Here is a 23,246-nt window from a genome sequence, read left to right as displayed (position 1 = left end):
TGCACTAAGTTGGGATTTATGAAAGTAGCAGCAGTGCAATTGACCTCCACCGGCAGCATCGAGGAAAACCAAGAACTCGCCCTGGATAAAATCCGCGAGGCCGCGGCGGCGGGCGCACGCCTTATCGTGCTGCCCGAGGCCACCTCGCAGAACTTCCGCTCGGGCCGCCTAGACGAGCAGGCGCAGAACCTCGAAGGCCCGTTCGCCACCGCGATACAGGAAGCGGCGGAGGAATTGGAGGTCACCGTGGTCGTCGGCATGTTCTGCCCAGCCGATACCATCGAGCGCGAGGAAAAGACCATCAACCGCGTATCCAATACCGCGCTCGTCGCAGGCCCAGGCGTGCTGGGCGGCTACGAGAAAATCCACACCTACGATGCCTTTGACTACCGCGAATCCGATACGGTGCAGCCCGGGGAATCCTTGGTGACCTTTGACGTCGATGACCTTACCGTCGGCGTCGTGGTCTGCTACGATATCCGCTTCCCGGAGCAGTTCAAGGAGCTTGCGCGCGAGGGCGCACAGCTCATCGTCGTGCCCACCAGCTGGGCGGATGGCCCCGGCAAGCTGGAGCAGTGGCGCCTGCTCACGGCGGCGCGGGCACTGGATTCCACCAGCTATATCCTCGCCGCGGGACAATCCCGCCCAGGCGGCAACGCTGAGGCCGGGTCCCCCTCGGGCCCGACCGGCATCGGGCACTCCACCATCGTCGATCCCAACGGCGTGCGCGTGGCCGAGGCCGGCTACGAAGACGAAATCCTCTACGCCGATATCGACCCGCAAGAAGTAGCGAAGACGCGCCGCTCCCTGCCGGTGCTAGAACTTAACGACTAAGACTGCGCCGCATAATCCTTCGGCAGCCACTCCCGGTCGCGGCCCCAGCTGTGGCTTAAGATCCACTGCTTGCCGATGCCCCTTTTCTCCAACCCCCTCCTTCCTTCCGCTACCTCCTCGGCGCTGCCGAAGAGGGCGAAGTAAGTGGGTGTGCCTGTGGATAACTCGACCTCGTTGACTACTACATCGGTCGGGTCGGGGGAGAGGGTGTGGGTGGCGGCATCGGCAAGCGGCCGTGCCCCCAGCAACCACGGGTCGTTTTCCTGCCGGATGATGCGGCGCAGGTTGAGATCGGGGTAGAGGGCCGCAAGGTTCTGCTGGAAATGCGTGTCATAGTGCGCGCCGGGGCTATCCGCAACGGCAAAAATCTGCAGGTCCAGGTTCTTCGCGAGTCCCTCCTCGCCCGCATCCGCGGCCTGGCGGGCCGCCAGCGCCAAGCACCGCGCCGCCGCCCAACCGGTGCCATAGGCCACGATGACCAGCCTGCCCCCGCGCAACGCGCGCAGGTCCTGCCAGATGGACCCGGTGGGCCGGCCCAAAGTCCACCAATCACCCGGCTTGGTATGCGCAAGCGACCGCGAAGCCTCGCCCACCGCGGCGACGTGGAAGACCAGCTGGCCGGTGGCATCGCTTGGCTGGGCTGGGGTGAGCATGCGCCACTGGCCGGGAAGGTACTGGGTGGTGACGGGGAAATACTGCCCCGGCTCAAAGGTGGCGGGCATGCCCGCCACGACGCGAATGACCGCGGTTTCGCGCGTCGGCCGCTCCACCGCGACCACCTGCCCCGAATACGCCGGCGCCTCCCCAGCCAGGTCCGCCTCGCGCGCCGCACTGGCCATTTCCTCGCAAACCTGGTGGATGACGGCACAAGCGAAGTCGTATTGGTACCGCGTCAGCGCCAATACCCGCAGGCCTTTGATGAGCGCCTCCTCGAACCGCGCGTACACCTCGGCCGGGAAGCCGTGCCTGCGGTGATCGCGGCCAAGCTGCGCGATCTTCTCCCGTACGTCCTCGGGCAGCGCAGCCCCAACCCCGGACCCTGCCTTCGCGCCGGCGCTGCTGGGCTCTGCGTGTTCAATCACCCATGCTAGTGCGTGCACCATGGACCGGTGGGTGTCCTGCATAGAGAGGGAAAAGACCTGCCGCGCCTCCGGCACCATGAGGAAAAACTGCTCATGCACCGCATCGCGGTAGTCGTCTGCGTACTTCCGGAAGTGCTCGCCCAATTCCCACATGTTTTCCCATCCTAGTGTGCTTGCCTGCCTTTTAGCGTGCGCATTATCGCCCCGCGCTACAGTCCCAGCACCTTGATAACCTCGCGCGCCGCCAAGCGCCCCGCGCGCGTCGCCCCCACCGTCGAAGCGGTCGATCCATATCCGGCGAGGAAAACCCGCGGGTTCGCGACAGGTGAGACCTCGTTGCGCATGACAATCCCGCCCTTGCGTGAGCGCAATCGCAACGGCGCCAGGTGGTCCAGCACCGGGCGGAAACCGGTATTCCAAAAGATGACGTCCACCGCCAAGTGCATGCCCGCCGGATACGGCTGCCATGCCGCCACGCTTTCCGATGCCCCCGCCACCTCACCGCTCGCAGACTCGCCAAACCGCACGCCGGTCGCATCGATGGCTTCGAACATGCCGCGCGAGACCAGAACGCCGCGTTCGACCGCATCCAGGTATTCCTGCCAGGGCGGAATCCCGGTGGTCGAGACCACCGAGGCTGGAGGATTTCCGCTAAAGACCCGCTCGCGGACCTTCTTTTCCACATCCAAGCCCCACTGCTTATCAAACTCCGTATCCGTAAAATCCGGTGCTCGCCGCGTGGCCCAAGTGGTTTGCGCGATGCCTTCAAGCTCCAATAAGAACTGCACCGCGGATAGCCCACCGCCAACGACCAACACGTGCTGGCCTGCAAAATCCTCCGCCGCCGAATAATCCTTAGTGCGCAGTTGGCGCCCGCCGAAACTGCTGATGGCCGGAATATAAGGAATATACGGCCTATCCCACGTGCCGGTGGCGTTAACGATGGTGTCCGCGGAAAACTGCTCGCCGGACTCCAACGTCACGAGGAATGCGCCGCGTGTGCCGCGGGGATTGCGCGCGCCGTGTGTGCCGTGCGCGCTGGGCAGGGCACGGACGCTGCGGACGCGCGCCGGGCGGTAGGGACGGAGTTGGAACTTGTCCTCGTAGGCGCCGTAGTAGGCGGCGACTACGTGGGAGGCGGGGGAGGAGGCATCGGCAAGCGGGGCGGGCATGCCCGGCAGATCCGCGATGTTATGGGCCTTGCCCAGTGTCAGGGAATCCCACCGGTGACGCCAGGCGCCGCCGGGGGCGGGGTTGGCATCGATAAGCAAAAAGTCTTGGGCGGGGATAAGGCCGCGGGAAGTGAGCTGCTGGGCAGTTGCCAAGCCTGCCTGGCCCGCGCCGATGATGATGCTGAGGTAGTGCTCCACCGTGCCATTGTAGCGGGGGTGAAAAATCCGCCTTATGTTGTGGCTCACTACATGATAGGTAATGTACTTTTTATCTGCGCGCTCGCTACTCGTGAGCAGCCTGCCATAATTGCACAGCTAGAAAGGATTCCCATGGAAGATTTTTCCGCTTATACGCTCATGCTGGACGTGGGTTGGATTTCCTTACTCATGGTCATCGGCAATATTTTGCGCCACCAAGTGAAGTTCATCTTCCAGGACTTATTGCTGCCTGCCCCCATCACCGCCGGCCTGCTTGGTCTGCTGGTCGGGCCCAACGTGCTGGGTTGGATCAACTTCTCCGATAACCTCGGCGATTACACCTCCATCCTCATCGCCGTGGTCTTTGCCTCGATGGCGTATTCCATGGAGGTTGGCGGCAACATGGGCAAGGGCGCGCGCAATATGTGGGGCTATTCCACCATGATGTTTACCGGCCAGTGGGGCCTTTTCATCGTGCTCGGCCTGCTCTTCTTCGCCCCAGTCTTTGATACCCCCAACTGGTTCGGCATGATGCTGCCGGTTGGCTTTACCGGTGGCTTCGGCACGGCCGCCGCTGTGGGTGGCGCGCTGGAGGGCGTCGGCGCCGATGCGGCAGCGTCCCTGGGCTTTACGTCTGCGACCGTCGGCACGCTGGCCGCGATTATCGGCGGTGTCATCGCTGGTAACTGGGGCATCCGCAAGGGCAAGGTGTCCTACGTGCCCAAGGAACTGCCTGAGGAGATTCGCCGCGGCTACATTAAGAACCTCGATGATCGCCCCTCTCTCGGCCGCGCGACCACCAACCCTTCTTCCATCGAGCCGCTCGCGCTGCACTTCGGCTTCATCATTCTCACGGTCATGACGGCTTATGGCGTCAATCAGGGTATTTCCAGCATTTGGGAAAACGTTTCCGTCCCGCTCTTTGCGATGTCCATGGTTATCGGTCTCCTCTTTCGCGCCATCATGAACTTCGTCGGCGCCGAGGACTACCTGGATAAGGATTCCGTATCCTCCATCTCCGGTGCCGCTACCGATTACCTCATCGCCTTCGGCGTGGCCGCCATCGTTCCTGCCGCTATCGCTTCCTACTGGCAGGCGCTGCTCGTTCTGTTCATTCTGGGCACCATCTTCTGTACCTTCTTCTTGATGTGGTTCCCCGCCGAGTTCTTTGGCGAGCGCTGGATCGAGCGCGGTATCTTCGGCTGGGGTTGGGCGACGGCCACCGTGGCTACCGGCATCGCCGTGCTCAAGATCGTCGACCCGAAGCTGAAGTCCGGCACGCTTTCCGAATACGGCATGGCCTACATCGGCTTCGGCCCGTTCGAGATTTCGTGGACCATCATCGCGCCGATGGCCGTGATGTACGGGTTTACCGGCGCGTTCGGTGCCGTCTCGCTGGCCATTTCCATCGGCGTGTACTTGACGTTCAAATTCATGGGCTTGCTTCCGCCGCGCGGCACGATTTTCAAAGAGGGCATTGGCCACGTGGGCCAGAAACAAGAAACCTAGCCTTCACAAATTCACTCTGTGCAAGCCGGGCTCCCACACTTCTGCTGTGGCGGCCCGGCTTTGGCGTGCCGCCAATTCGCTTGCTTGCCGATGCCCCTTTCAGCCCCACCTCGATTACACCGTGCTCTCCACTCTTGGGGCGGCCGGGCTTCGGGAGGGCTGTTGTGGCAGAAAACGGGAAGTTGAGCCGGGGGGACTCAAAAAATTTGGGTTGAGTGGAATAGGCTCAACTTTATGTGCGTTATACCTAGTGAATCCTTAAAATGGACGAATAAATCTTAGAAGGAGAAACGTACACATGAGTTCTTTTAACCCCACCACCAAAACACAAGAGGCTCTGCAGGAAGCCCTGCAGACCGCTTCCGCGAATGGCAACCCGGATATCCGCCCGGCGCACCTGCTGGCGGCCATCCTTGGGCAGGAAGGCGGCATCGCCGCGCCAGTGCTCAAGGCCACCGGCGTTGACCCGGATACCGTGCTGAAAGAAGCGCGCGAGCTGGTTAACTCTTATCCCAGCGCCGAGGGTGCCAATATGTCCAACCCGCAATTCAACCGGGATGGCTTAAACGTACTGACCAAGTCGCAGGAATTGGCGGGCGAGCTTGGCGATGAGTTTGTGTCCACCGAAGTCCTCCTCGCCGCCATCGCCGGTTCGAAGACCGACGCCGCCGAGTTGCTGACCGGCCGCGGCGCAACCTACGACGCCATCAAGGGCGCCTTCCCCTCCGTGCGCGGGGCCGCCAAGGTGACCTCGGAGAACCCGGAGGACCAATTCCAGGCCCTGGAAAAGTACGCCACCGACCTCACCGCGCGGGCACGCGAGGGCAAGATCGACCCGGTCATCGGGCGCGATCAGGAAATCCGGCGCGTCGTCCAGGTGCTTTCGCGCAGGACGAAGAACAATCCGGTGTTGATTGGTGAACCGGGCGTCGGCAAGACTGCGATCGTTGAGGGCCTGGCCCGCCGCATCGTGGCTGGCGACGTCCCTGAGTCCCTAAAGGGCAAGACGCTTATCAGCCTGGATCTCGGTTCCATGGTCGCCGGCGCCAAGTTCCGCGGCGAGTTCGAAGAGCGCCTTAAGGCTGTGCTGGATGAAATCAAGCAATCTGAGGGCGAAATCATTACCTTCATCGATGAGTTGCACACCATCGTCGGCGCCGGCGCTACCGGCGAAGGCTCCATGGATGCCGGCAACATGATTAAGCCCATGCTGGCCCGCGGCGAGCTGCGCCTCGTCGGTGCCACCACGCTGGATGAGTACCGCAAGTACATCGAAAAGGACGCCGCCCTCGAGCGTCGTTTCCAGCAGGTCTATGCCGCAGAGCCGTCCGTAGAAGACACCATCGGTATCCTGCGCGGGCTCAAGGAGCGCTACGAGGTGCACCACGGCGTGCGCATCATGGACTCCGCCTTGGTGTCTGCGGCGGAGCTATCGAACCGTTACATCACCAACCGCTTCCTGCCGGACAAGGCCATCGACCTAGTCGATGAAGCCGGCTCCCGCCTGCGCATGGAAATCGACTCCTCGCCGCAGGAAATCGATGAGCTCGAGCGCATCGTTCGCCGCATGGAGATCGAGGAGCTCGCGCTGAAGAAGGAATCCGACGCCGCCTCCAAGGACCGCCTGGCCGCCCTGCAAGGCGAGCTCGCGGACCAGCGCGAAAAGCTCGGCGAGCTCAAGGCGCGCTGGGCCAACGAGAAGAAGGCCATCGATGACGTGCAGGATATTAAGGAAGAGCTCGACGATCTCCGCCGCCAAGCAGAAATTGCCGAGCGCGACGGCGACCTCGCCCTAGCTTCCGAAATCAACTACGGCAAGATCCCGCCGCTGGAAAAGGACCTGGCAGCAGCCGAGGAAAAGGCCGCCGCCCAGCGCAATACCATGCTGGATGAGGAGGTCAGCCCGGATACCATCGCGGAGGTCGTCTCCGCGTGGACTGGCATTCCCGCCGGCAAGATGCTGCAGGGCGAGACCGAGAAGTTGCTGAACATGGAATCGGTGTTGGGCAAGAGGGTCGTCGGCCAGCGCGAGGCCGTCACCGCCGTTTCCGATGCCGTGCGCCGCTCCCGCGCGGGCGTGGCTGACCCGAACCGCCCGACCGGCTCCTTCCTCTTCCTCGGCCCTACCGGCGTGGGTAAGACGGAGCTGGCTAAGGCGCTGGCGGACTTCCTCTTCGATGATGAATCCGCCATGGTGCGCATCGATATGTCCGAGTACGGCGAGAAGCACTCCGTCTCCCGGCTTGTCGGTGCCCCTCCGGGATACGTCGGCCACGAGGCTGGTGGTCAGCTCACCGAGGCCGTGCGGCGTCGGCCTTATACGCTCGTGCTTTTCGACGAAGTGGAAAAGGCCCACCCCGACGTCTTCGACGTCCTCCTCCAGGTCCTGGATGAGGGGCGGCTTACCGATGGCCAGGGTCGCACCGTCGACTTCCGCAATACCGTCATCATCTTGACGTCCAACCTGGGCGCCGGTGGTACGAAGGACGAGACCATGGAGGCCGTGAAGAGGGCCTTCAAGCCTGAATTCATCAACCGCCTCGATGATGTGGTGATGTTCGAGCCGTTGTCGGAGGAACTGCTGCGCGGCATCGTGGACATCCAGCTGCGCGGTCTTACCGAGCGCCTGGAGGCCCGCCGCCTGACGCTGCAGGTATCCGATTCCGCCAAGTCCTGGTTGGCCGACCGCGGTTATGACCCCGCCTACGGTGCCCGCCCGCTGCGCCGGACCATCCAGCAGGCTATCGGTGACAAGCTGGCGAAGAAGCTTCTGGCTGGCGATATTGCCGATGGCGATACCGTCCACGTTGACGTCGCCGATGGCGGCGCGGAGCTGGACATTTCCGCTCGCTAAATTACCGGGCGAAAAATAATGCTCATGCCTTTAGACTGGAAGGCATGAGCATTTTAGTTTCCCCGCAGGAACTCAAAGAATCCATCTACCACGGCGATCGTTTCACCCTCCTCGGCACCCACTGGCAGCCCAAGACGGGCCAGAGCTTCATCGATTTTGCTTCTCTGCACATTCCCACTGCACTTTTTGGCGATACCGGCGCGGCCTTCGTCGGCCTTCCTGGCCCGCGCAATGGCCGCAATCCGCTGCCTGACGAAGATAAGCTGCAAGCCTGGATCCGCTCTTGGGGCCTGCAGGAAGACCGCCCCGTAGTGGTCTATGACGAAGGCCGCGGGCTTTTTGCCGGTCGTGCGTGGTGGACGCTGTGGTGGGCAGGCCTGACTGATGTGCGCATCCTCGATGGCGGTCTGGCAAACTGGCTCGCGCACGGTTACCAAACCCTGACGGGCCCGGGCAATATCGCGGTCGGCTCGAAGTTTGAGGTCACTCCCGGTCAGCTGCCTACCGCTACGATTGATGACGTCCGCAAGCATGAGGGTGTGCTCATCGATACCCGCTCGAGCAACCGCTTTGCCGGCCGCCGCGAGAACCTGGACTTGAAGGCGGGCCACATCCCCGGTGCGGTCAATGTTCCCGAGCGTCTCTTCCACAACGATGGGGTGCGCACGTTGAAGACCCCGGATGAAATCCGTGAGGTGCTGGCCGCGGCTGGATTGACCCAGGAAAACACCAAGGACGCAATCATCTATTCCGGCTCGGGCAACCACTCCGCCCTGGCACTCGCGGCGATGGAGGACGCAGGATTTACCGGCCTGCGCCACTACATCGGCGGCTGGTCGCAGTGGTCTGCAGACCCGACCAACCCGGTGGAACGCGGGGATAGGACTTCGGTTGACGATTAATTCCAATTAATCGCTCCGACTTCGACTGGTACCGGCACCGTGGGGTGCCGGTACCTATTATTATCGGGAGATGATGGCTTCTTTACTCCTGATTTTCGCACTCGTGCTCGGCATCGCCGGTGGCTTCTTGCTGTACTACGACCGCACGCAGCGCGCAGCCGATGCCCAGCGTGATACTGCATCCCAGCGCGACCGGAAAGACTGGGACACCTGGGAAGACCAGGATGCGCCTTCCCACGCACGCCCCGAAACTAAAGAGGAAACTGAAGAGGATGCGGAAGACGCCGCAGGCTCTGAGGCCGTTACAGATCCTGAGAGCGAAGGCAGTACTGAGGCCCACCCCGGTTTCGAGGCGAAGTACTCGCCGTCCCCCGATGTTGAATCCGATCCTGATTCCATTCGCTCTTCAGGCCGCCACCATCGCACGGTAGGCGATTCGGACCGCAGCGGTGACGACAGGGCGAGTGAGGATAGCGCCAGTGACGCCAATGCCAGCGACGAAGCCAGCGCTAACGACTCCGAGGCTGTTTCAGATAATGGCGTTGTAAAAGGCGACGCCTCCACCGCAACCACTGCTGCCTCTACCTCCGACACCAATGCAGCAGCACCCGCATCCGGTTCTGACAGCGTCAACAGCTCCGACAATGTCGGCAGAACTGGCAGTGCTGTCCGTGCCAACACTGCAGGCAACACAGAAAAGACGTCGGAAGCTGGCGCAGATTCTGACATTAACCAGGATGCGGACTCAGACGCAGAAACGGAATCGGGTGCGGATAACTCCCTCGAAGAGGCAGGCCAAGAGGGGACTGAAGAGCCACCGGAAGGTCACGCAAAGCCTAAGCCGGTAGGGCGGCCGCGGCCGCTTATCCCTGGCACCATTCGTCGGGAGCGCAAGAACTGGGCGGAGACCCGGGGTTTTGAGTACATGAAGTCGGACCAGTACCTTGTCGATGAATGGACAAGGGGAGTGGCCTCCTCCGGCGCCGCGCCGAAAGACATCGTTGCCGGCAACGTGTATGGCCACGAAATGTTGCTGATGGATATTGACGGCGTCAATGTGATGGCGATGCGGACGGGAGCGGCATCGGATGTGGTCGTTGATTTTCAGCGCTTCGAAAGTCAAGAGGCCGAGATGTCCGAGGACCTGCTATTGGCCATGCGCATCGAGGGTTTCGATGTATATTCCTCCGATCGCGGTGTGACGGAGCGGATGGTAGACGAACGCGTGCGCATCGCGCTGCAACGCATGCCGGAGGTGGTCTCGGCGCTGTGGCTGGAAACCGAATGGGTTTTGGCACAAACCACCAAGCACTCGCGCACCGCGGATTGGGAGGCAATGCTGCCGCCCCTGGCTTTACTTGCTGATGCCTCCCGCGTCCTTCCGCCCCGTTCCTCCTCCGTGCATACCATCCACCTTGAGGACTTGGACCCAGCCAGGGAAATCCCCGCCGCGCCTGCGGTAGATGCGGTGGGTGGAACAGCGTCGGCGGGGCAGCCGGAGTTTTCCCGGCCGATCATCCAGCGGCCGGAGGAACCGTTGGATATGCCCTCGCGCACGTACTCCGAGACCCGCGGCCCAGTTGAGCACACGGCGATTGGGGCCGACGAGGTCGATGCCATTGCCGATGGCAATGAACGCCCCACCCCCGACTCAGGTACCGCCCGCCTGCCGCGCCAGCAATTCGGGGAGGCTTCCATCTTCGACGACGCTTCCGATGATGCTTTTGGTGACGACCTCGGTGACGCGGCCAAAGACTCGTCCACCGGCTCAACCAGAAATTCTTCTCGAGGCAGCTCCCAAGACGCCAGTGGCCCGGCCGCTGCACGGGAGAAAGAGGATACAGACCGCCGTGACGATTCCGGGCCACAGCAGGGGGAGTAGCCTAGAATGTTGCGTTGGCCCATGTAGCCAGGACTTTCCTCATGTGCCGAAAATCTCTAAAGAAGGAGCAATGCGATGACTGAAGTGCAACTGCAAGAAGACAAGAAAAAGCGCCTCGCGGAACTGGTCAAGGAGCTTGCCGTTGTGCACGGCAAGGTGACTTTGTCCTCGGGCAAAGAGGCCGATTACTACGTTGATTTGCGCCGTGCGACCTTGCACCACGAAGCCTCCCGCCTCATCGGGTCCTTGCTCCGCGAGCTCACCGCCGATTGGGATTTCGCGGCCGTGGGAGGACTAACCCTTGGCGCGGATCCGGTAGCGACCTCCATCATGCATGCCGAGGGCCGCGATATCGACGCCTTCGTCGTACGCAAGGAAGCTAAAAAGCACGGCATGCAGCGCCGCATCGAGGGCGCGGATGTGACCGGAAAGAAGGTGCTGGTGGTCGAGGACACCACCACGACCGGCAACTCGCCGCTCACGGCAGTCGCCGCATTGCGCGAGGCTGGAGCAGAGGTGGTCGGTGTGGCTACCGTCGTTGACCGCGCTACCGGCGCCGAGGACGTCATCTCGGCCGAGGGCCTTGAGTACCGTTCTTTGCTTGGCTTGGATGACCTTGGGCTCGCGTAACGAGGTGGACCAGGCACGCCAGGCGGATCCGGTTGGGCAGGCCGAGAGTTCTGCGCAACCAGAGCAGCAGGAGCAGCGAGAGCAGCGAGAGCAGCGAGAGCAGCCCGAGGAGGCGAAGGGTCCGACCGAATGGAACGAGGGCCGCCACGGCGTGGGGCCCTGGGAAGGTCCCTGGCCGGAAGGCCCGGAGGCGGACAAATACGATCCGGAGCTCCTGCGCGAGGGCGACCGGCGCAATGTCGTCGACGCGTATCGGTATTGGCGAAGGGAGGCGATTAAGGGGGATATCGATAAGCGGCGGCACAGCCTGCATATCGCCATCGAGAACTTTGAAAATGACGCCAATATCGGCACCGTCGTGCGCACCGCCAACGCCTTTGCCGTCGATACCGTCCACATTGTGGGGCGGCGCCGGTGGAACCGCCGCGGTGCCATGGTGACAGATAGGTATCAGCATCTGCGGCATCATGAGAGCGTCGATAAGCTCATTGCCTGGGCAGCCGAGGAAGACCTGACGGTCGTGGCCATTGATAACACCCCCGGTTGCGTGCCCCTCGAAACCGCCGAACTGCCGGAACGCAGCCTGCTGCTATTCGGGCAAGAAGGCCCCGGCGTCAGCGCCGCCGCGCAAGATGCCGCCCTGATGACCTGCTCCATCGCGCAATTTGGCTCTACGCGGTCCATCAACGCGGGCGTGGCCGCGGGCATCGCCATGCATACTTGGATCCGGCAGCACGCCGATCTGCACAATTCCTGGTAAGAGACCGTTACACTAACTGTAATAAACCTTGCTACTGGAGTGATAAAGAAATCGTGGAAGAAAAGTGGGCCCACCGCGCCGAACTCGCGGAAACCGCCATTGATGAGCGCCATGCGCATTCCGTATGGGGCCTGCCGCGAACCAACCTCGCCATCGTCAGCTGGCCGCCCACCACGAAAGAAAAACTCCTCGTGCACTGGCACTACTGGTGGCAGGCGCACTACCTCGATTGCCTCGTCGATGCGGCGGAGCGGAAGAATACTAAGGCCCGCCGCCAGCGCATCCTTGACACCATGCGCGGGATTCGCGTGCGGAATCTTGCGCAGCTGACCAAGAATAAGTACTTCGATGACAAAGCCTGGCTCGCCCTCGCTTTCGGGCGCGTGGGCAAGGTAAAGAAGATGAAATCGCCCAAGGCGTTGGCGTCTTTGCAGGGCAATATCACCGAAGGCCTCGATGACTCGCTGGGGATATTGCCGTGGCGCGACGGAGAGAACTTCATGAACGTGCCGGCCAATGGCCCCGGTGCCATCATGCTCGCGCGGATGGGCGATATCACCGCGGCCCGCCGCATCGTTGACTGGGTCTACGACAACTTGGTCAATGAAGATGGCTTCATTATGGACGGCGTGCGCATGCGCATGGACGGCCCCGAAATTGTCAAACAAGTCCACCCGTACTGCCAAGGCGTGATGTTGGGGGCATGCCTGGAGATTGTGTTGGCGATGCGGGAGGAGTCGAGCATCGGCAAGCTGGAGCAGATCGACAGCGTCTACGAGGCCGAACTGGCATCCGGGATGATGAGCTACATCATTAAGATTCGGGGCCTAGTGCAGGCTATTGCTTCCGGGATGGCGACTCCCTCCGGCGTCGTGGATTGGGAGACCGGTGATGGTGATGGCGGCCTGTTTAAGGGCATTCTGATGCGTTATCTTGCCGATGTTGCCGTGCGGTTGCCCGGGGACTCGCCCGCGAACCGGGCCACCAAGAAGCTGGCGACCCGGATGGTGGTGGCGTCTGCCGAATCCGTGTGGGAGCACCGGCTCGAGGTCGATGGCCTGCCAATTTTTGGCTCTGACTGGACTGCCGATGCCCGCCTTCCACACAACTACGGCTTCGGGCACACGACCGTGAGTGAAAAGATGGGAATCATTCGCGTGGATGAGCGCGACCTATCCGTGCAGCTGTCTGGTTGGATGCTTCTGGAGGCGTGTGCTCGGGTGGCTCGTGACCTGCATAAAACATCGGGTCGCGATTAACCGCGTTTAACCGTGCTGTTAAACACCTTGCGCGGGGTTTGTCGTGTGGGGGGCGCGTCATTTTTGAGAGTTGGGTAGTAAACACAGGAAATGTCACACCAATTTTGCGGCGGGATTCCGGAAATGTGGGCATAATTGGGTGTTGGAACGTGTTTGACCGCAATCCCACTTAAGGATGGAATTTCATGCCAATTGCAACCCCCGAGGCGTATAACCAGATGCTGGACACCGCGAAGCAGAACGGCTTCGCATTTCCAGCCATCAACTGCACCTCGTCTGAAACGATCAACGCAGCACTGAAGGGCTTTGCCGAGGCAGAATCTGACGGCATCATCCAATTCTCCACCGGTGGCGCAGAGTTCGGCTCTGGCCTCGCGGTCAAGAACAAGGTTAAAGGTGCTCAGGCCCTAGCCGCCTTCGCACACGAGGCAGCGAAGCACTACGGCGTCAATATCGCCCTGCACACCGACCACTGCCAGAAGGAAGTTCTGGACGATTACGTTCGTCCGCTGATGGCTATTTCCCAGGAGCGCGTCGACCGCGGCGAGAACCCGCTCTTCCAGTCCCACATGTGGGACGGTTCTGCTATTCCGATCGATGAAAACTTGGTCATCGCCCAGGAGCTTCTGGAGAAGGCGAAGAAGGCACACATCATTCTCGAGGCAGAGATTGGTGTTGTCGGCGGTGAAGAAGACGGTGTCGAGGCCAAGGCCGGCGATAACCTGTACACGACCCCGGAAGACTTTGAAAAGACCATCGATGCACTGGGCACCGGCGAGAAGGGTCGCTACCTGTTGGCCGCTACCTTCGGTAACGTGCACGGCGTCTACAAGCCGGGCAACGTGAAGCTGCGCCCCGAGGTTCTGCTGGAGGGCCAGAAGGTTGCGCAGAAGAAGCTCGGACTGAGCGAGGGCGAGCACGCCTTTGACTTCGTTTTCCACGGCGGATCCGGCTCCGAGAAGGAAAAGATCGAAGAGGCACTGCGCTACGGCGTCATCAAGATGAACGTGGACACCGATACTCAGTACGCGTTTACCAACCCAGTGGCTCGCCACATGATGGAAAACTACGACGGCGTGTTCAAGATTGATGGCGAGGTAGGCAACAAGAAGGTCTACGACCCGCGCTCCTACCTTAAGAAGGCAGAGCAGGGTATGTCCGAGCGCGTCATCGAGGCATGCCAAGACCTCCACTCCGTGGGCAAGACCACGGCCAAGTAGGACGAGTCTTAACCAGCTCCATGCTGAGCTGAAGCCGAAGGCGCGGTCGCGCCGTAGGCACAACGAAGTAGCCGCTTCCCCCTGTGCGGGAGGCGGCTTTTCCTATTTCTGGTCCCATTTCTGGACCTATCGCTGGGCCTGTCTGCGGGGTGCGAGGATGCGGCGGGGTCTTGCCGGAGATGCGCCAGAGCAGGCAGGTATGCCAGATCAGCCAGACAAGGTGTACGAGCGAGATTGGGCAGAAATATAGGCTGGCAGGCTGGGAGGACACGGCAGGCCCGGCAATCCCAGTGGCCGAGGCGGACTAGGCAGACCGGCCGGAGCGGACTAGGCAGACCGGCCGCACTGGGTGGGTCAGGTGAGGGCTAGGTAGAACTCCTCGTTGGTCGTGATGAATGGGCGGGTGAGGGGATAAAGCGCGGATTACCGCTCCACGGCGGGACCCAAGCGATGCGCCCCTTGATGCGAACCATGCGTCCGCGTGCGGTGGGGCGGGAGTCATCATCTTGATTCACCGCATTGTGATGGGCACACAGCGTTACGAGGTTTTCTTGGTTTGTGGGGCCGCCGGCGGCCCAGGCGGTGAGGTGGTGGACTTGGGCGTCATCGGCAGGCGTGGAGCAGCCGGGCCAAGCGCAAATGGGATGTTCCGCGCGGGCTAGCATGCGCTGTTTCCAGCTGGCCATGCGCTCGGTGCGGTACAGGTTTACCGCGCCGTGCTCAGGATGGACCAAGCTGACGTAACCACGCTGGGCGAGGGTGCGAGCGACGAGCTGGGCGCCGGACATGCGCGCGCCGTTGGAAAGCTGAAGCATGATGTCATCGCCCTGGCCAGCGGAGATGCGGTCAAGTTGGTCAAGGGTGATGATCACGTTGGTATGCACCGCGGGAAGCGCGCCGGGATTACCCTCGAGGATGACCTGTTTAGCTGCGGCGAGCGGGTTTTCCTTATCCACGGAGGCGAGAACGCCCTTGATATCCGCGATATCAGTGGGATCCGCGGTAATGGAGATGGTGTGGGGTCCATCGGGGCGTCGGGTGTAGCGGACGCCGTGGGAGGGCCGCTTGGTGGGGTTGAGTTGTTTGAGGCGCTTCTTCGCGATTGCTGGAATCAGGTGAGCTTCTGCGCGGCAGAGCTCCAGGCGGAGATCCCAACTGCGGTTGGTGTCTTTCACGCGGCGGGTGAAAGACTCGATGCTTTCAAGGACGGCAAGGTCGTGGCCGCGAGAACGAGCGGCCTCGCAGGCGAGGCGCTGCTTGCGGCTATTGGAGGTACGACCGAAATATGTGTGCTGGAGGCGGGCGAGTTGCGCGGCGAGGAGTTGGCTGGCGCCGGCTTCGATGAGCTGCTGTTCGGAGCATCCCTGAAACTCGGCGACGAGATCCACACCGCGACGGCAAAGTTGCAAAAATTCTGTGTTCACGGCTCCTGACCGTAAAAGCGGCATGGGTATGCGGCAATGGATACGTAAGGCGAAGCGGCGAATCTGTGGAATTCTCGCGCTGCGGAGGTCGCTGTCACGCAGATATAGCAGGGTTATCCACAACCTGGCGCGGGCCGGGATGCGGGTATTCGGGGGCGGTGGTAGACAGCGTTCTTCTATGCTGGAGGACATGTCGGAAGCGAAACAAAGAGTCTCAACGAGGCAAATGCTGCGGGTGGTGGACCGTTCAGTATTATCGCGTCTGCAACGCATCCGTTCGCGCTTCGTTTATATAATCCAGGCCACCGTCGGTGCCGCTTTGGCGTATTGGGTGGCTAGCTCCCTCTTTGGGCATCCTCAGCCGTTCTTCGCGCCTATTTCCGCGGTTATCATCCTGGGGCTTTCGGGCGGGGACAGGATGAAGAAGGCATTGGAGATGTCGCTGGGCGGCATCGTCGGTGTAGCCGTGGGCGATTTGCTCTTCCAAGTGGTGGGGCAGGGTCCATTCCAGATCCTGTTCATTGTAGGAGCAGGCCTGGTGGTGGGGTCCTTTATTACGAAATCGCCGCTGGTGTCCAACCAGATTGTTTTTGGTTCCATCCTTATCGCCACGATTTTTCCGCCGACCGAGGGGCCAGGTGGCCTGCACCGGGCCATCGACGCGATGATTGGTTCCGGCATTGGGCTTATCACGATTGCACTGATCCCGAATTCGCCGTTGAAGGAAGCAAGGCGCGAGGTGTCGAAGGTGCTGCGGATTGCATCGAGCATTCTCAATGACGTCACGCATGGCATCCGCGATACCAATCCTGAGATTATTCGCGATGCCCGCGATGCGGTGCGCGGCACGCAAAATGACGTGAATACGCTGTTGAGTGCGGCGCAATCGGGGAGGGAGGCATCGGAAGTATCGCCGCTTTTGTGGACCTCGCGCAGGAGCATTCGGTCCCTAGAGCGCATCTTGTTGCCGGTAGATAATGCGGTGCGTGGGGTGCGGGTGCTATCGCGCCGCGCGCTCGTGCTTACTGAAGACGGCGATACCGTGTCCGAGAAGCAGTTAGAGCTCTTGGAGGAACTATCAGAAATTATCCTCGCGGTGGGAGAGCTGTACGGCCGGCAAAAGCGGGACCACGATGAGGCGATAGAGATACCCGAGCTGGTGCAGCGGCTGCGCTACGTGGGCGGTCAAGCAGGCATGGATCTTATCGAAGAAGATGCGACGCTTTCTGCGTATACGATTCTCGCGCAGACGAGATCCATTGTTGTGGACATGCTGATGGTGTGCGGACTCTCGCGCGAGTCTGCCGTCGCGCACCTGGTTCCTACCTCTACGCACCCGGCGTTCCCGCCAGAGGTTTGGGAACGCAAAGATAAGCAGAAGGGGCAGAATTAGCAGGACCCCGCCCGCATATCCGCCGAGCGGGGCGCCGGTGCGGGGGCCGCGGTAAGAGCCAAGGGAAGTCGGCGTTAGCTGTGAAGGGTGGACTAGGGGCGCGCGATTTGGAGGTCGCGCAGGTGGCGGTAGAAGGTGACGCGGGTGAGGGGGCGTTTGTGGGGGATGGCATCGACAAGCACGCGCAGCTGGGGGCCGCCTGCCTGGACCGCGCGGCCGGTGTGGACGGAATCCGGGTCGAGGCGACCAGGTTTGCGCAGCAGGGAGCGCAGGCGACCTTCGGGCTCAACTGGAGAGGTTGCGCGGGCCGCCAGGATGCCCGGGGCATCGGTCATGGGGACCAGCCGCGCGCCAAAAGTGCCACGGCCGGAGGCGGCGAGGGTGTCATCATCGATGATGATCTCACCGGTAAGCGGGCCGTTGGACCAATCTGAGATGGTCGCAGAGCCGGCGACGGCCTGGCCAGAATCATTGCGGATGAGCGGCACTGGGCGAACCGGGGCTGTGCGGGCGAGCTCGAGGGCCTCCTGTGGTACGGCGGGCAGGCCCCAATTAGCGGCGGCGACCGACTCGCCCGTGGGGATGAACGCGACCTCAGCCCACAGGTTATCGGCGCGCATGAGCCGGGTGATGACGGCGTTCAGCGCCAAATCCGAGCCCGCAACCACGATGCGCAGGCGGTCCTCCAGGTAAGGCTCCTGCGGGGCGGCGGCAGGGGCGCCGAGGTGGCGGACATCGGGCTGCGCGGCGATCTCGTCAAGCGAAGGCGTGGGGTCGTGGGGGAGAAGGTTGGTGGCGGCGGCATCGATAAGCGAGAGCTCCTTGCGGGAAGGAACGGCCGAAAGGTCATAGGCCTCTGCGGGCAAATTAACGTCGGGGGCGCCGCAGCGGAGGAACAAAAAACGCATGCACATCATGCTACGTGGGCTATTGCGGCCAGAAAAGTGTAAGGTAAATGCGTATTTTGGCTTCAATAATGAGGAAGTGACTTAAAAGATGGCAGCGATCGTCATTGTCGGCGCCCAATGGGGCGACGAAGGCAAGGGCAAGGCTACCGATATCCTTGGCGGGAAAGTTGACTACGTAGTCAAGCCGAACGGCGGCAATAACGCCGGGCACACCGTCGTGGTCGGCGGTGAAAAATACGAGCTGAAGCTCCTGCCCGCCGGTATTCTTTCTGAAAACGCCACCCCTGTGCTGGGCAATGGCGTGGTGATTAACCTCGAGGCGCTCTTTGATGAGATTGATGGCCTGGAAGCGCGCGGGGCGAATGCCTCCCGGCTGAAGATTTCCGCGAATGCGCACCTCGTGGCGCCGTACCACCAGACCCTCGACCGCGTACAGGAGCGTTTCCTGGGCAAGCGCGCCATTGGCACCACCGGCCGCGGCATTGGACCGACCTACGCCGATAAGGTCGCGCGCATTGGCATCCGCGTGCAGGATATTTTCGACGAGTCCATCCTGCGCCAGAAGGTAGAGTCCGCGCTGGAGATCAAGAACCAGATGCTGGTGAAGATGTACAACCGCAAAGCCATCGAGGCTGAGCAGATTGTGGAGTACTTCCTAAGCTACCGCGACCGCCTGCGCCCCATGGTCATCGACGCCGAGCTCGAACTGAACGAAGCGCTTGCTCATGGCCAGAATGTGCTCATGGAGGGCGGCCAGGCCACCATGTTGGACGTTGACCACGGCACCTACCCGTTCGTGACTTCCTCGAACCCGACTGCGGGTGGGGCATCGGTTGGCTCTGGCATTGGACCGACGCGGATTAAGACCTCGCTGGGCATTATCAAGGCCTATACCACCCGCGTGGGCGCCGGCCCGTTCCCCACGGAGCTGTTTGATAAGTGGGGCGAGTACCTGCAGACCACCGGCGGCGAGGTTGGCGTGAACACCGGCCGCACGCGCCGCTGCGGCTGGTATGATTCCGTGATTGCTCGCTACGCCACGCGCGTGAATGGTTTTACGGATTACTTTTTGACCAAGCTTGATGTGCTCACCGGCATTGGTGAGATTCCTATCTGCGTGGCTTACGACGTTGACGGCAAGCGTTACGACGAGATGCCCGTTACCCAGTCCGAGTTCCACCACGCCGAGCCGATTTTTGAAACCATGCCGGCGTGGGACGAGGACATCTCCGAGTGCACTACCTTCGAGGAGCTGCCGCAGAAGGCGCAGGATTACGTGCTGCGCTTGGAGGAGCTGTCTGGCTGCCGCATCTCTTATATCGGCGTCGGCCCTGGCCGCGACCAGACCATCGTGCGCCACGATGTCATGAAAGACCAGTAACGGACGTATTTACTGTGATGAGCTCCGCCTAGCCGCGAGCTCATAAAAGTAAGAAGGGGCGAGGTACCTTGGTGAGGTACCTCGCCCCTTCTTTAGGATCCTCGGGGAGCCCCGAGACTACGCCTGTTCAGCCTTAGTAAGCAGCGGTCAGGTTGTCGTAGCCGTTGATCTTGAGTGCTTCCAGCACGCGGTCCACGGCTGCCTGGTCAGTATCCGGGTTATAGGTTTCCGGGAAGGTCAGGTGTGCGCTGTGGTTGTCCTTGAAGTCGATGTTCATGAACTCGTGGCCCAGCTCGTCAGTAGCGAGCGCAAGTTCGCGCTGCACAGCCAACTTACCGCTCTGCAGGATGGGTGCAGAGTAGTCCTGGTCTCCGTTGATTACATCTTCCTTGTCACCGGTGATGCGGCCCTTTTCGGCGTGAGCGCCGGGCTCATCGGACTGGTCAGTGGACTGCTCAGCGTCAGCGGTCTGGGTTACCTCTGGCTCAGCAAGCTGGTCCTGGGCGTCAACTGGGCCGGTGCTGCCAGTTAGAGGCAGTACAGCAGCGATGGCGCTAGCAATAAAAGAAGGAATAGACATTTCCGATCCTTTCTGGGGTTAGTGTTTTAAACCGATAAAAATACTAGCACCGTAAAAGGCGAGTAACTATATGGAATTCAACTTGTTGACAACGCCATTAGTAGAGAATTTAATCACTATTACTAAAATGGAATATCTCTGAGTGAGATCTGCCTATTCGACCTGCATTAACTGAATCAAACTGTGAGAAGCATCAATGGTCTTTGATCGGATGATTTGAAACATAGCTAGCGTGGCTGGCGGTATTGGGTCAAGATCCTTCACTTCTATTAACTTAAGATTATCTAAATGTAAGCTATCGGGATGCCTCCACTCTTCTATTGAACGCTGGAAAATAGCTCTGCTTTGCGATTTTCGAGAACCCGTATTGGGCGCATTTTATCGCTGCACCGTGGTTTTATAAAGTGCAATTTTGTTGAACGGGTGTATGTCTTGAATGTGATGTGTCGAACAAAATGAAATTTTTCTTAACTTTAAATCAGTTTCTTCGATCAGTGCTTGGGGAAAGGTTGGATTATGCTGCGGGCTGACTGAAGTGTAGAAAAATCGAACGTATGGACGTCTGAAGTATGTTCCTGTTGCCAGTCAGAGGACTGGGAAGCATGAAGATGCGATTTACAAATTTCCTGGTGACGGGGGTTTTAAAAATCTGCACGTTTAATCTTAATGGTGTAAAGGCTGAACGTGGATATTGGTGTTAACAGTGTTAATAAATACTGTAACTGTGTTAAAACACGCAGTGTATATTCCTTCGGGCGGCGAATCGCTCTGCATTGAATATCGAACATAGGTTTATTTGTCGAAGGTTTTTCCTCCAAGCGTTCCTTATGTTCTATCCATAGATCGATAAAAACTATTAGTAGATGTATCAACGTTAACAGTTTGGATCTGTTTCATTAAATGTCAGGGATTGGTACTCTCCAAAAGGCACGAATGGCGGCAATCTGAATGGTTGGTAAACCGAGATTCCTTGCTGTGTGTTCAAGTTCATATTAAAACTCTGCACGGATAAAAAGCCGTTGTGCAGTCGGAAGTTGTAAGAATTCGTCCTTTCGAAAAGGGGAAAAATGAGTGGAGTGAGAGATTTCCCTCGTGGAAGGTGGTCGGTTTTAACCGCAGTGCTTGCTGTTATTGCGGTTATCGCTGCCATGGTCACAGTTCCAGGGGCTAATGCTCAAGAATCGGGCGGTCAGGTTGATATCACCGCTAATGATGATTTGGGTAACCCTAATGGAAAGATTAGCGGCGGAGACCCTGAATGGGGTTCGCTCGTCTGGGCGGGAAAACCGCCGAAGGAAGCTAGAAAATATCGTAATTGGGCTAATCCGAAAAACAATGCCGGTTGGGCATGGTGTATCGACATCGGTAAATATCATCCGATGCATCGGACAAATGGGGCACTTTACGATATTGATCAGGCTGGCAAGGTGGAGATCCCCGAAGAGCGTCGTGACGCTGCAATTAATGTGGCCACGAAGATGATACAGGCCTATAAACAAGGCGATAAGGCAACGGTAGCTACCTACTCAGTTTACTTGAGTGCCTTAATTGGTGATCCGTCTGTTCAAGAACGCGTGCACGAGTATATGACTGCCCCAACCGCTGACGAACAGTTAAACGATATTTTTGCACAGACCATGGGGTTCTACCATGGTAGTCTCGAAGAATTTACCCAGCTCACCGGTTTCACGGTTGAAGATTCAGCAGGTTGGCCTTTGGTCCCTGTGTCTGGGGTGGATGTTCCCAAAGCTCCTGAAGATGCCTATATCACCGTAGTGGGACCTGACGGGCGCTTAACAGGGCAAGGTTCATTAGGCGCTACCGGTAGGTTTCAACGTTTGATGCCGCCGGATCAGCCGGGCCTGCCCGATACCGAAGAGGAGCAGCCGGAAGAATCTACGACTCCCGAGCAACCTTCTGAGGAAGAAACCACGGAAGACGAGCCTACGGAGGAAGAGTCCACTCCGAATTCCACCGAAGAGCAACCTTCCGATGAGGAGACCTCGACTGAGGAGACCACTTCCTCTGAGGAACCTTCGACGGAGCAATCCACTACTCAGCCAAGCACTGAGCCTAGCGAATCGACTCCAACTACTAGTGCATCTGAGAAGAAGTTGCAGCCAAAGATTCGCACCAAGGCAGAGTTTGCCGACGATGCTGATCAGGTTGTTGCTGGCGCAAAGGTAAAGGACACGGTTCACTACGAAGATCTGGTCCCGCACAAGGAATACACTCTTGAGGCTGAGCTGAGGGATAAGGCTGGGGACAACCAGGTCGTCGGCAAGGGCAAGAAGACCTTTACTCCAGAACAGTCCTCCGGTGACGTGGACGTGGAGATCACTGTTGACAGTGATCTTAAGAAGCCTATTGACGCGGCAGTCGCCTTTGAGACCTTGACGTCTACTGAGGTTGATGCGGAAGGAAAGTCCACCTCTGATTCTGACAAGAAGAATGTCATCGCTGAGCACAAGGACTTGAGCGACGAGGCACAGACCGTAAATTCCGTCTGGAACCCAGAGATTGCCACCAAGGCTAAGCTGGATAAGGGCGAGACAGTTAAGTCCGGCGCTAAGGTAACCGATACCGTTAAGTACAAGGACTTGGTCCCAGGGAAGAAATACACCCTGAATGCGGAATTGGTTAATAAGGCAGATGAGTCTGTGATTGGTAAGGGTGAAAAGACCTTTACCCCGAAGAAGTCCGCTGGCAAGGTTGACGTGGAAATCACTGTTGACAGTGACGTAAAGAATCCGGTCAAGGCTGCGGTTGCTTTCGAGGAGTTGACCTCTACTTCGGTTAATGCCAAGGGCGAGGAAACTCCTGATGCTGAGAAGCCGAACCATGTTGCTGAGCACAAGGACATTAATGACAAAGACCAAACCGTAAACTCTAAGAAGGACAACAAGCCTTCGGAGTCGTCTTCGTCGGAGACTTCAACGACAAGCTCGAAGCCAAGCACCTCGGAGTCCAACAGCTCTGAACCATCGACGGAGAGCAGCTCGGAATCTGAGACCTCGGAGCCATCGGACTCGGAGACCTCCTCTTCGAAGACCACGACCAGTACTGAGCCTTCAAGCACGACTTCTTCGGAAAAGCCGGAGGAGCCTGCTGATACTTCTGCAAAGCCGGAGATTTCGACGAATGCTGATTTTGCTCAGGGTTCGCATGAGGTTGTTGCTGGTGCTGAGATTGTTGATGAGGTCTTTTGCTCAGGGTTCGCATGAGGTTGTTGCTGGTGCTGAGATTGTTGATGAGGTC

At 59.7% G+C, this 23,246-nt stretch carries 17 protein-coding genes; 12 read left to right on the top strand and 5 right to left on the bottom strand.

Annotated features, from left to right (window positions below; genetic code table 11):
* Positions 1-18 precede the first annotated feature (18 nt).
* A complete protein-coding gene (locus HMPREF1257_RS08920) occupies positions 19-834 on the top strand; it encodes a carbon-nitrogen hydrolase family protein (RefSeq protein WP_023024101.1) in 816 nt (271 codons plus the stop codon).
* Here the strand turns inward: HMPREF1257_RS08920 and HMPREF1257_RS08915 are convergent.
* Both HMPREF1257_RS08915 and HMPREF1257_RS08910 read right to left on the bottom strand, forming a co-directional pair.
* Complete coding sequence (locus tag HMPREF1257_RS08915; protein ID WP_023024099.1) at positions 831-2,069, bottom strand: hypothetical protein; 1,239 nt, start codon at positions 2,067-2,069, stop codon at positions 831-833. The genes HMPREF1257_RS08920 and HMPREF1257_RS08915 overlap by 4 nt on opposite strands.
* A gap of 56 nt (positions 2,070-2,125) precedes the next feature.
* Entirely contained in the window at positions 2,126-3,286 is a 1,161-nt protein-coding gene (locus HMPREF1257_RS08910) for an NAD(P)-binding domain-containing protein (RefSeq protein ID WP_034659554.1), read from the bottom strand.
* Between the two features lie 132 nt (positions 3,287-3,418).
* On the opposite strand from HMPREF1257_RS08910, the gene HMPREF1257_RS08905 reads away from it, so the two are divergent.
* The 8 genes from HMPREF1257_RS08905 (at position 3,419) to fbaA (ending at position 14,302) form a co-directional block, all read left to right on the top strand.
* Positions 3,419-4,795 carry a sodium/glutamate symporter gene (locus HMPREF1257_RS08905; RefSeq protein WP_023024096.1) on the top strand — a complete coding sequence of 459 codons (1,377 nt, stop codon included), beginning with the start codon at positions 3,419-3,421 and terminating at the stop codon, positions 4,793-4,795.
* A gap of 298 nt (positions 4,796-5,093) precedes the next feature.
* Positions 5,094-7,649 carry an ATP-dependent chaperone ClpB gene (clpB, locus tag HMPREF1257_RS08900; RefSeq protein WP_023024094.1) on the top strand — a complete coding sequence of 852 codons (2,556 nt, stop codon included), beginning with the start codon at positions 5,094-5,096 and terminating at the stop codon, positions 7,647-7,649.
* A 44-nt stretch (positions 7,650-7,693) separates the two neighbouring features.
* Complete coding sequence (locus HMPREF1257_RS08895) at positions 7,694-8,551, top strand: sulfurtransferase (RefSeq protein ID WP_023024091.1); 858 nt, start codon at positions 7,694-7,696, stop codon at positions 8,549-8,551.
* 70 nt (positions 8,552-8,621) lie between these two features.
* On the top strand, positions 8,622-10,433 hold the full coding sequence (locus tag HMPREF1257_RS08890; RefSeq protein WP_034659555.1) for a hypothetical protein: 1,812 nt from the start codon (positions 8,622-8,624) through the stop codon (positions 10,431-10,433).
* Between the two features lie 75 nt (positions 10,434-10,508).
* The gene (gene pyrE / locus HMPREF1257_RS08885) at positions 10,509-11,063 is read left to right on the top strand and encodes an orotate phosphoribosyltransferase (protein WP_023024087.1); all 555 of its coding nucleotides are present in this window, start codon (positions 10,509-10,511) and stop codon (positions 11,061-11,063) included.
* Entirely contained in the window at positions 11,044-11,823 is a 780-nt protein-coding gene (locus tag HMPREF1257_RS08880) for a TrmH family RNA methyltransferase (RefSeq protein WP_023024085.1), read from the top strand. Before pyrE ends, HMPREF1257_RS08880 begins: the two co-directional genes overlap by 20 nt.
* A 53-nt stretch (positions 11,824-11,876) precedes the next feature.
* Complete coding sequence (locus HMPREF1257_RS08875; RefSeq protein ID WP_023024083.1) at positions 11,877-13,082, top strand: glycoside hydrolase family 76 protein; 1,206 nt, start codon at positions 11,877-11,879, stop codon at positions 13,080-13,082.
* Positions 13,083-13,267: 185 nt separating this feature from the next.
* Complete coding sequence (gene fbaA, locus HMPREF1257_RS08870) at positions 13,268-14,302, top strand: class II fructose-bisphosphate aldolase (protein WP_023024081.1); 1,035 nt, start codon at positions 13,268-13,270, stop codon at positions 14,300-14,302.
* 365 nt (positions 14,303-14,667) lie between these two features.
* On the opposite strand, the gene HMPREF1257_RS08865 is transcribed toward fbaA, so the two are convergent.
* The gene (locus tag HMPREF1257_RS08865; protein WP_232208556.1) at positions 14,668-15,726 is read right to left on the bottom strand and encodes an HNH endonuclease signature motif containing protein; all 1,059 of its coding nucleotides are present in this window, start codon (positions 15,724-15,726) and stop codon (positions 14,668-14,670) included.
* 178 nt (positions 15,727-15,904) lie between these two features.
* Here HMPREF1257_RS08865 and HMPREF1257_RS08860 point away from each other — a divergent pair, with 178 nt between their 5' ends.
* Positions 15,905-17,119, top strand: a complete 1,215-nt coding sequence (locus HMPREF1257_RS08860; protein WP_034659557.1) for an aromatic acid exporter family protein — start codon at positions 15,905-15,907, stop codon at positions 17,117-17,119.
* A 92-nt stretch (positions 17,120-17,211) separates the two neighbouring features.
* Here the strand turns inward: HMPREF1257_RS08860 and HMPREF1257_RS08855 are convergent, their stop codons facing one another.
* A complete protein-coding gene (locus tag HMPREF1257_RS08855) occupies positions 17,212-18,027 on the bottom strand; it encodes a hypothetical protein (RefSeq protein WP_034659594.1) in 816 nt (271 codons plus the stop codon).
* Between the two features lie 88 nt (positions 18,028-18,115).
* Here HMPREF1257_RS08855 and HMPREF1257_RS08850 point away from each other — a divergent pair, with 88 nt between their 5' ends.
* On the top strand, positions 18,116-19,408 hold the full coding sequence (locus HMPREF1257_RS08850; protein ID WP_023024074.1) for an adenylosuccinate synthase: 1,293 nt from the start codon (positions 18,116-18,118) through the stop codon (positions 19,406-19,408).
* A gap of 133 nt (positions 19,409-19,541) precedes the next feature.
* On the opposite strand, the gene HMPREF1257_RS08845 is transcribed toward HMPREF1257_RS08850, so the two are convergent.
* Positions 19,542-19,988 carry a hypothetical protein gene (locus HMPREF1257_RS08845; RefSeq protein WP_023024072.1) on the bottom strand — a complete coding sequence of 149 codons (447 nt, stop codon included), beginning with the start codon at positions 19,986-19,988 and terminating at the stop codon, positions 19,542-19,544.
* Between the two features lie 1,379 nt (positions 19,989-21,367).
* On the opposite strand from HMPREF1257_RS08845, the gene HMPREF1257_RS11650 reads away from it, so the two are divergent.
* Positions 21,368-23,212, top strand: coding sequence for a VaFE repeat-containing surface-anchored protein (locus tag HMPREF1257_RS11650; protein WP_198010515.1), 1,845 nt, complete (start codon positions 21,368-21,370; stop codon positions 23,210-23,212).
* Positions 23,213-23,246: the final 34 nt, after the last annotated feature.

This window comes from Corynebacterium sp. KPL1814 (assembly GCF_000478175.1).
Classification (GTDB): Bacteria; Actinomycetota; Actinomycetes; order Mycobacteriales; family Mycobacteriaceae; genus Corynebacterium.
Note: the sequence above shows the minus strand (reverse complement) of the source record. Positions and strands in the feature narration are given on the sequence as shown.

Excerpts from the sequence above, each read along its gene's own strand:
- HMPREF1257_RS08890 (WP_034659555.1), top strand. The coding sequence starts at position 8,622 with ATGATGGCTTCTTTACTCCTGATTTTCGCACTCGTGCTCGGCATCGCC.
- fbaA (WP_023024081.1), top strand. The coding sequence starts at position 13,268 with ATGCCAATTGCAACCCCCGAGGCGTATAACCAGATGCTGGACACCGCG.
- pyrE (WP_023024087.1), top strand. The coding sequence starts at position 10,509 with ATGACTGAAGTGCAACTGCAAGAAGACAAGAAAAAGCGCCTCGCGGAA.
- HMPREF1257_RS08880 (WP_023024085.1), top strand. The coding sequence starts at position 11,044 with ATGACCTTGGGCTCGCGTAACGAGGTGGACCAGGCACGCCAGGCGGAT.
- HMPREF1257_RS08860 (WP_034659557.1), top strand. The coding sequence starts at position 15,905 with ATGCTGGAGGACATGTCGGAAGCGAAACAAAGAGTCTCAACGAGGCAA.
- clpB (WP_023024094.1), top strand. The coding sequence starts at position 5,094 with ATGAGTTCTTTTAACCCCACCACCAAAACACAAGAGGCTCTGCAGGAA.
- HMPREF1257_RS08845 (WP_023024072.1), bottom strand. The coding sequence starts at position 19,988 with ATGTCTATTCCTTCTTTTATTGCTAGCGCCATCGCTGCTGTACTGCCT.
- HMPREF1257_RS11650 (WP_198010515.1), top strand. The coding sequence starts at position 21,368 with ATGCATCGGACAAATGGGGCACTTTACGATATTGATCAGGCTGGCAAG.
- HMPREF1257_RS08920 (WP_023024101.1), top strand. The coding sequence starts at position 19 with ATGAAAGTAGCAGCAGTGCAATTGACCTCCACCGGCAGCATCGAGGAA.
- HMPREF1257_RS08895 (WP_023024091.1), top strand. The coding sequence starts at position 7,694 with ATGAGCATTTTAGTTTCCCCGCAGGAACTCAAAGAATCCATCTACCAC.
- HMPREF1257_RS08905 (WP_023024096.1), top strand. The coding sequence starts at position 3,419 with ATGGAAGATTTTTCCGCTTATACGCTCATGCTGGACGTGGGTTGGATT.
- HMPREF1257_RS08855 (WP_034659594.1), bottom strand. The coding sequence starts at position 18,027 with ATGCGTTTTTTGTTCCTCCGCTGCGGCGCCCCCGACGTTAATTTGCCC.
- HMPREF1257_RS08915 (WP_023024099.1), bottom strand. The coding sequence starts at position 2,069 with ATGTGGGAATTGGGCGAGCACTTCCGGAAGTACGCAGACGACTACCGC.
- HMPREF1257_RS08850 (WP_023024074.1), top strand. The coding sequence starts at position 18,116 with ATGGCAGCGATCGTCATTGTCGGCGCCCAATGGGGCGACGAAGGCAAG.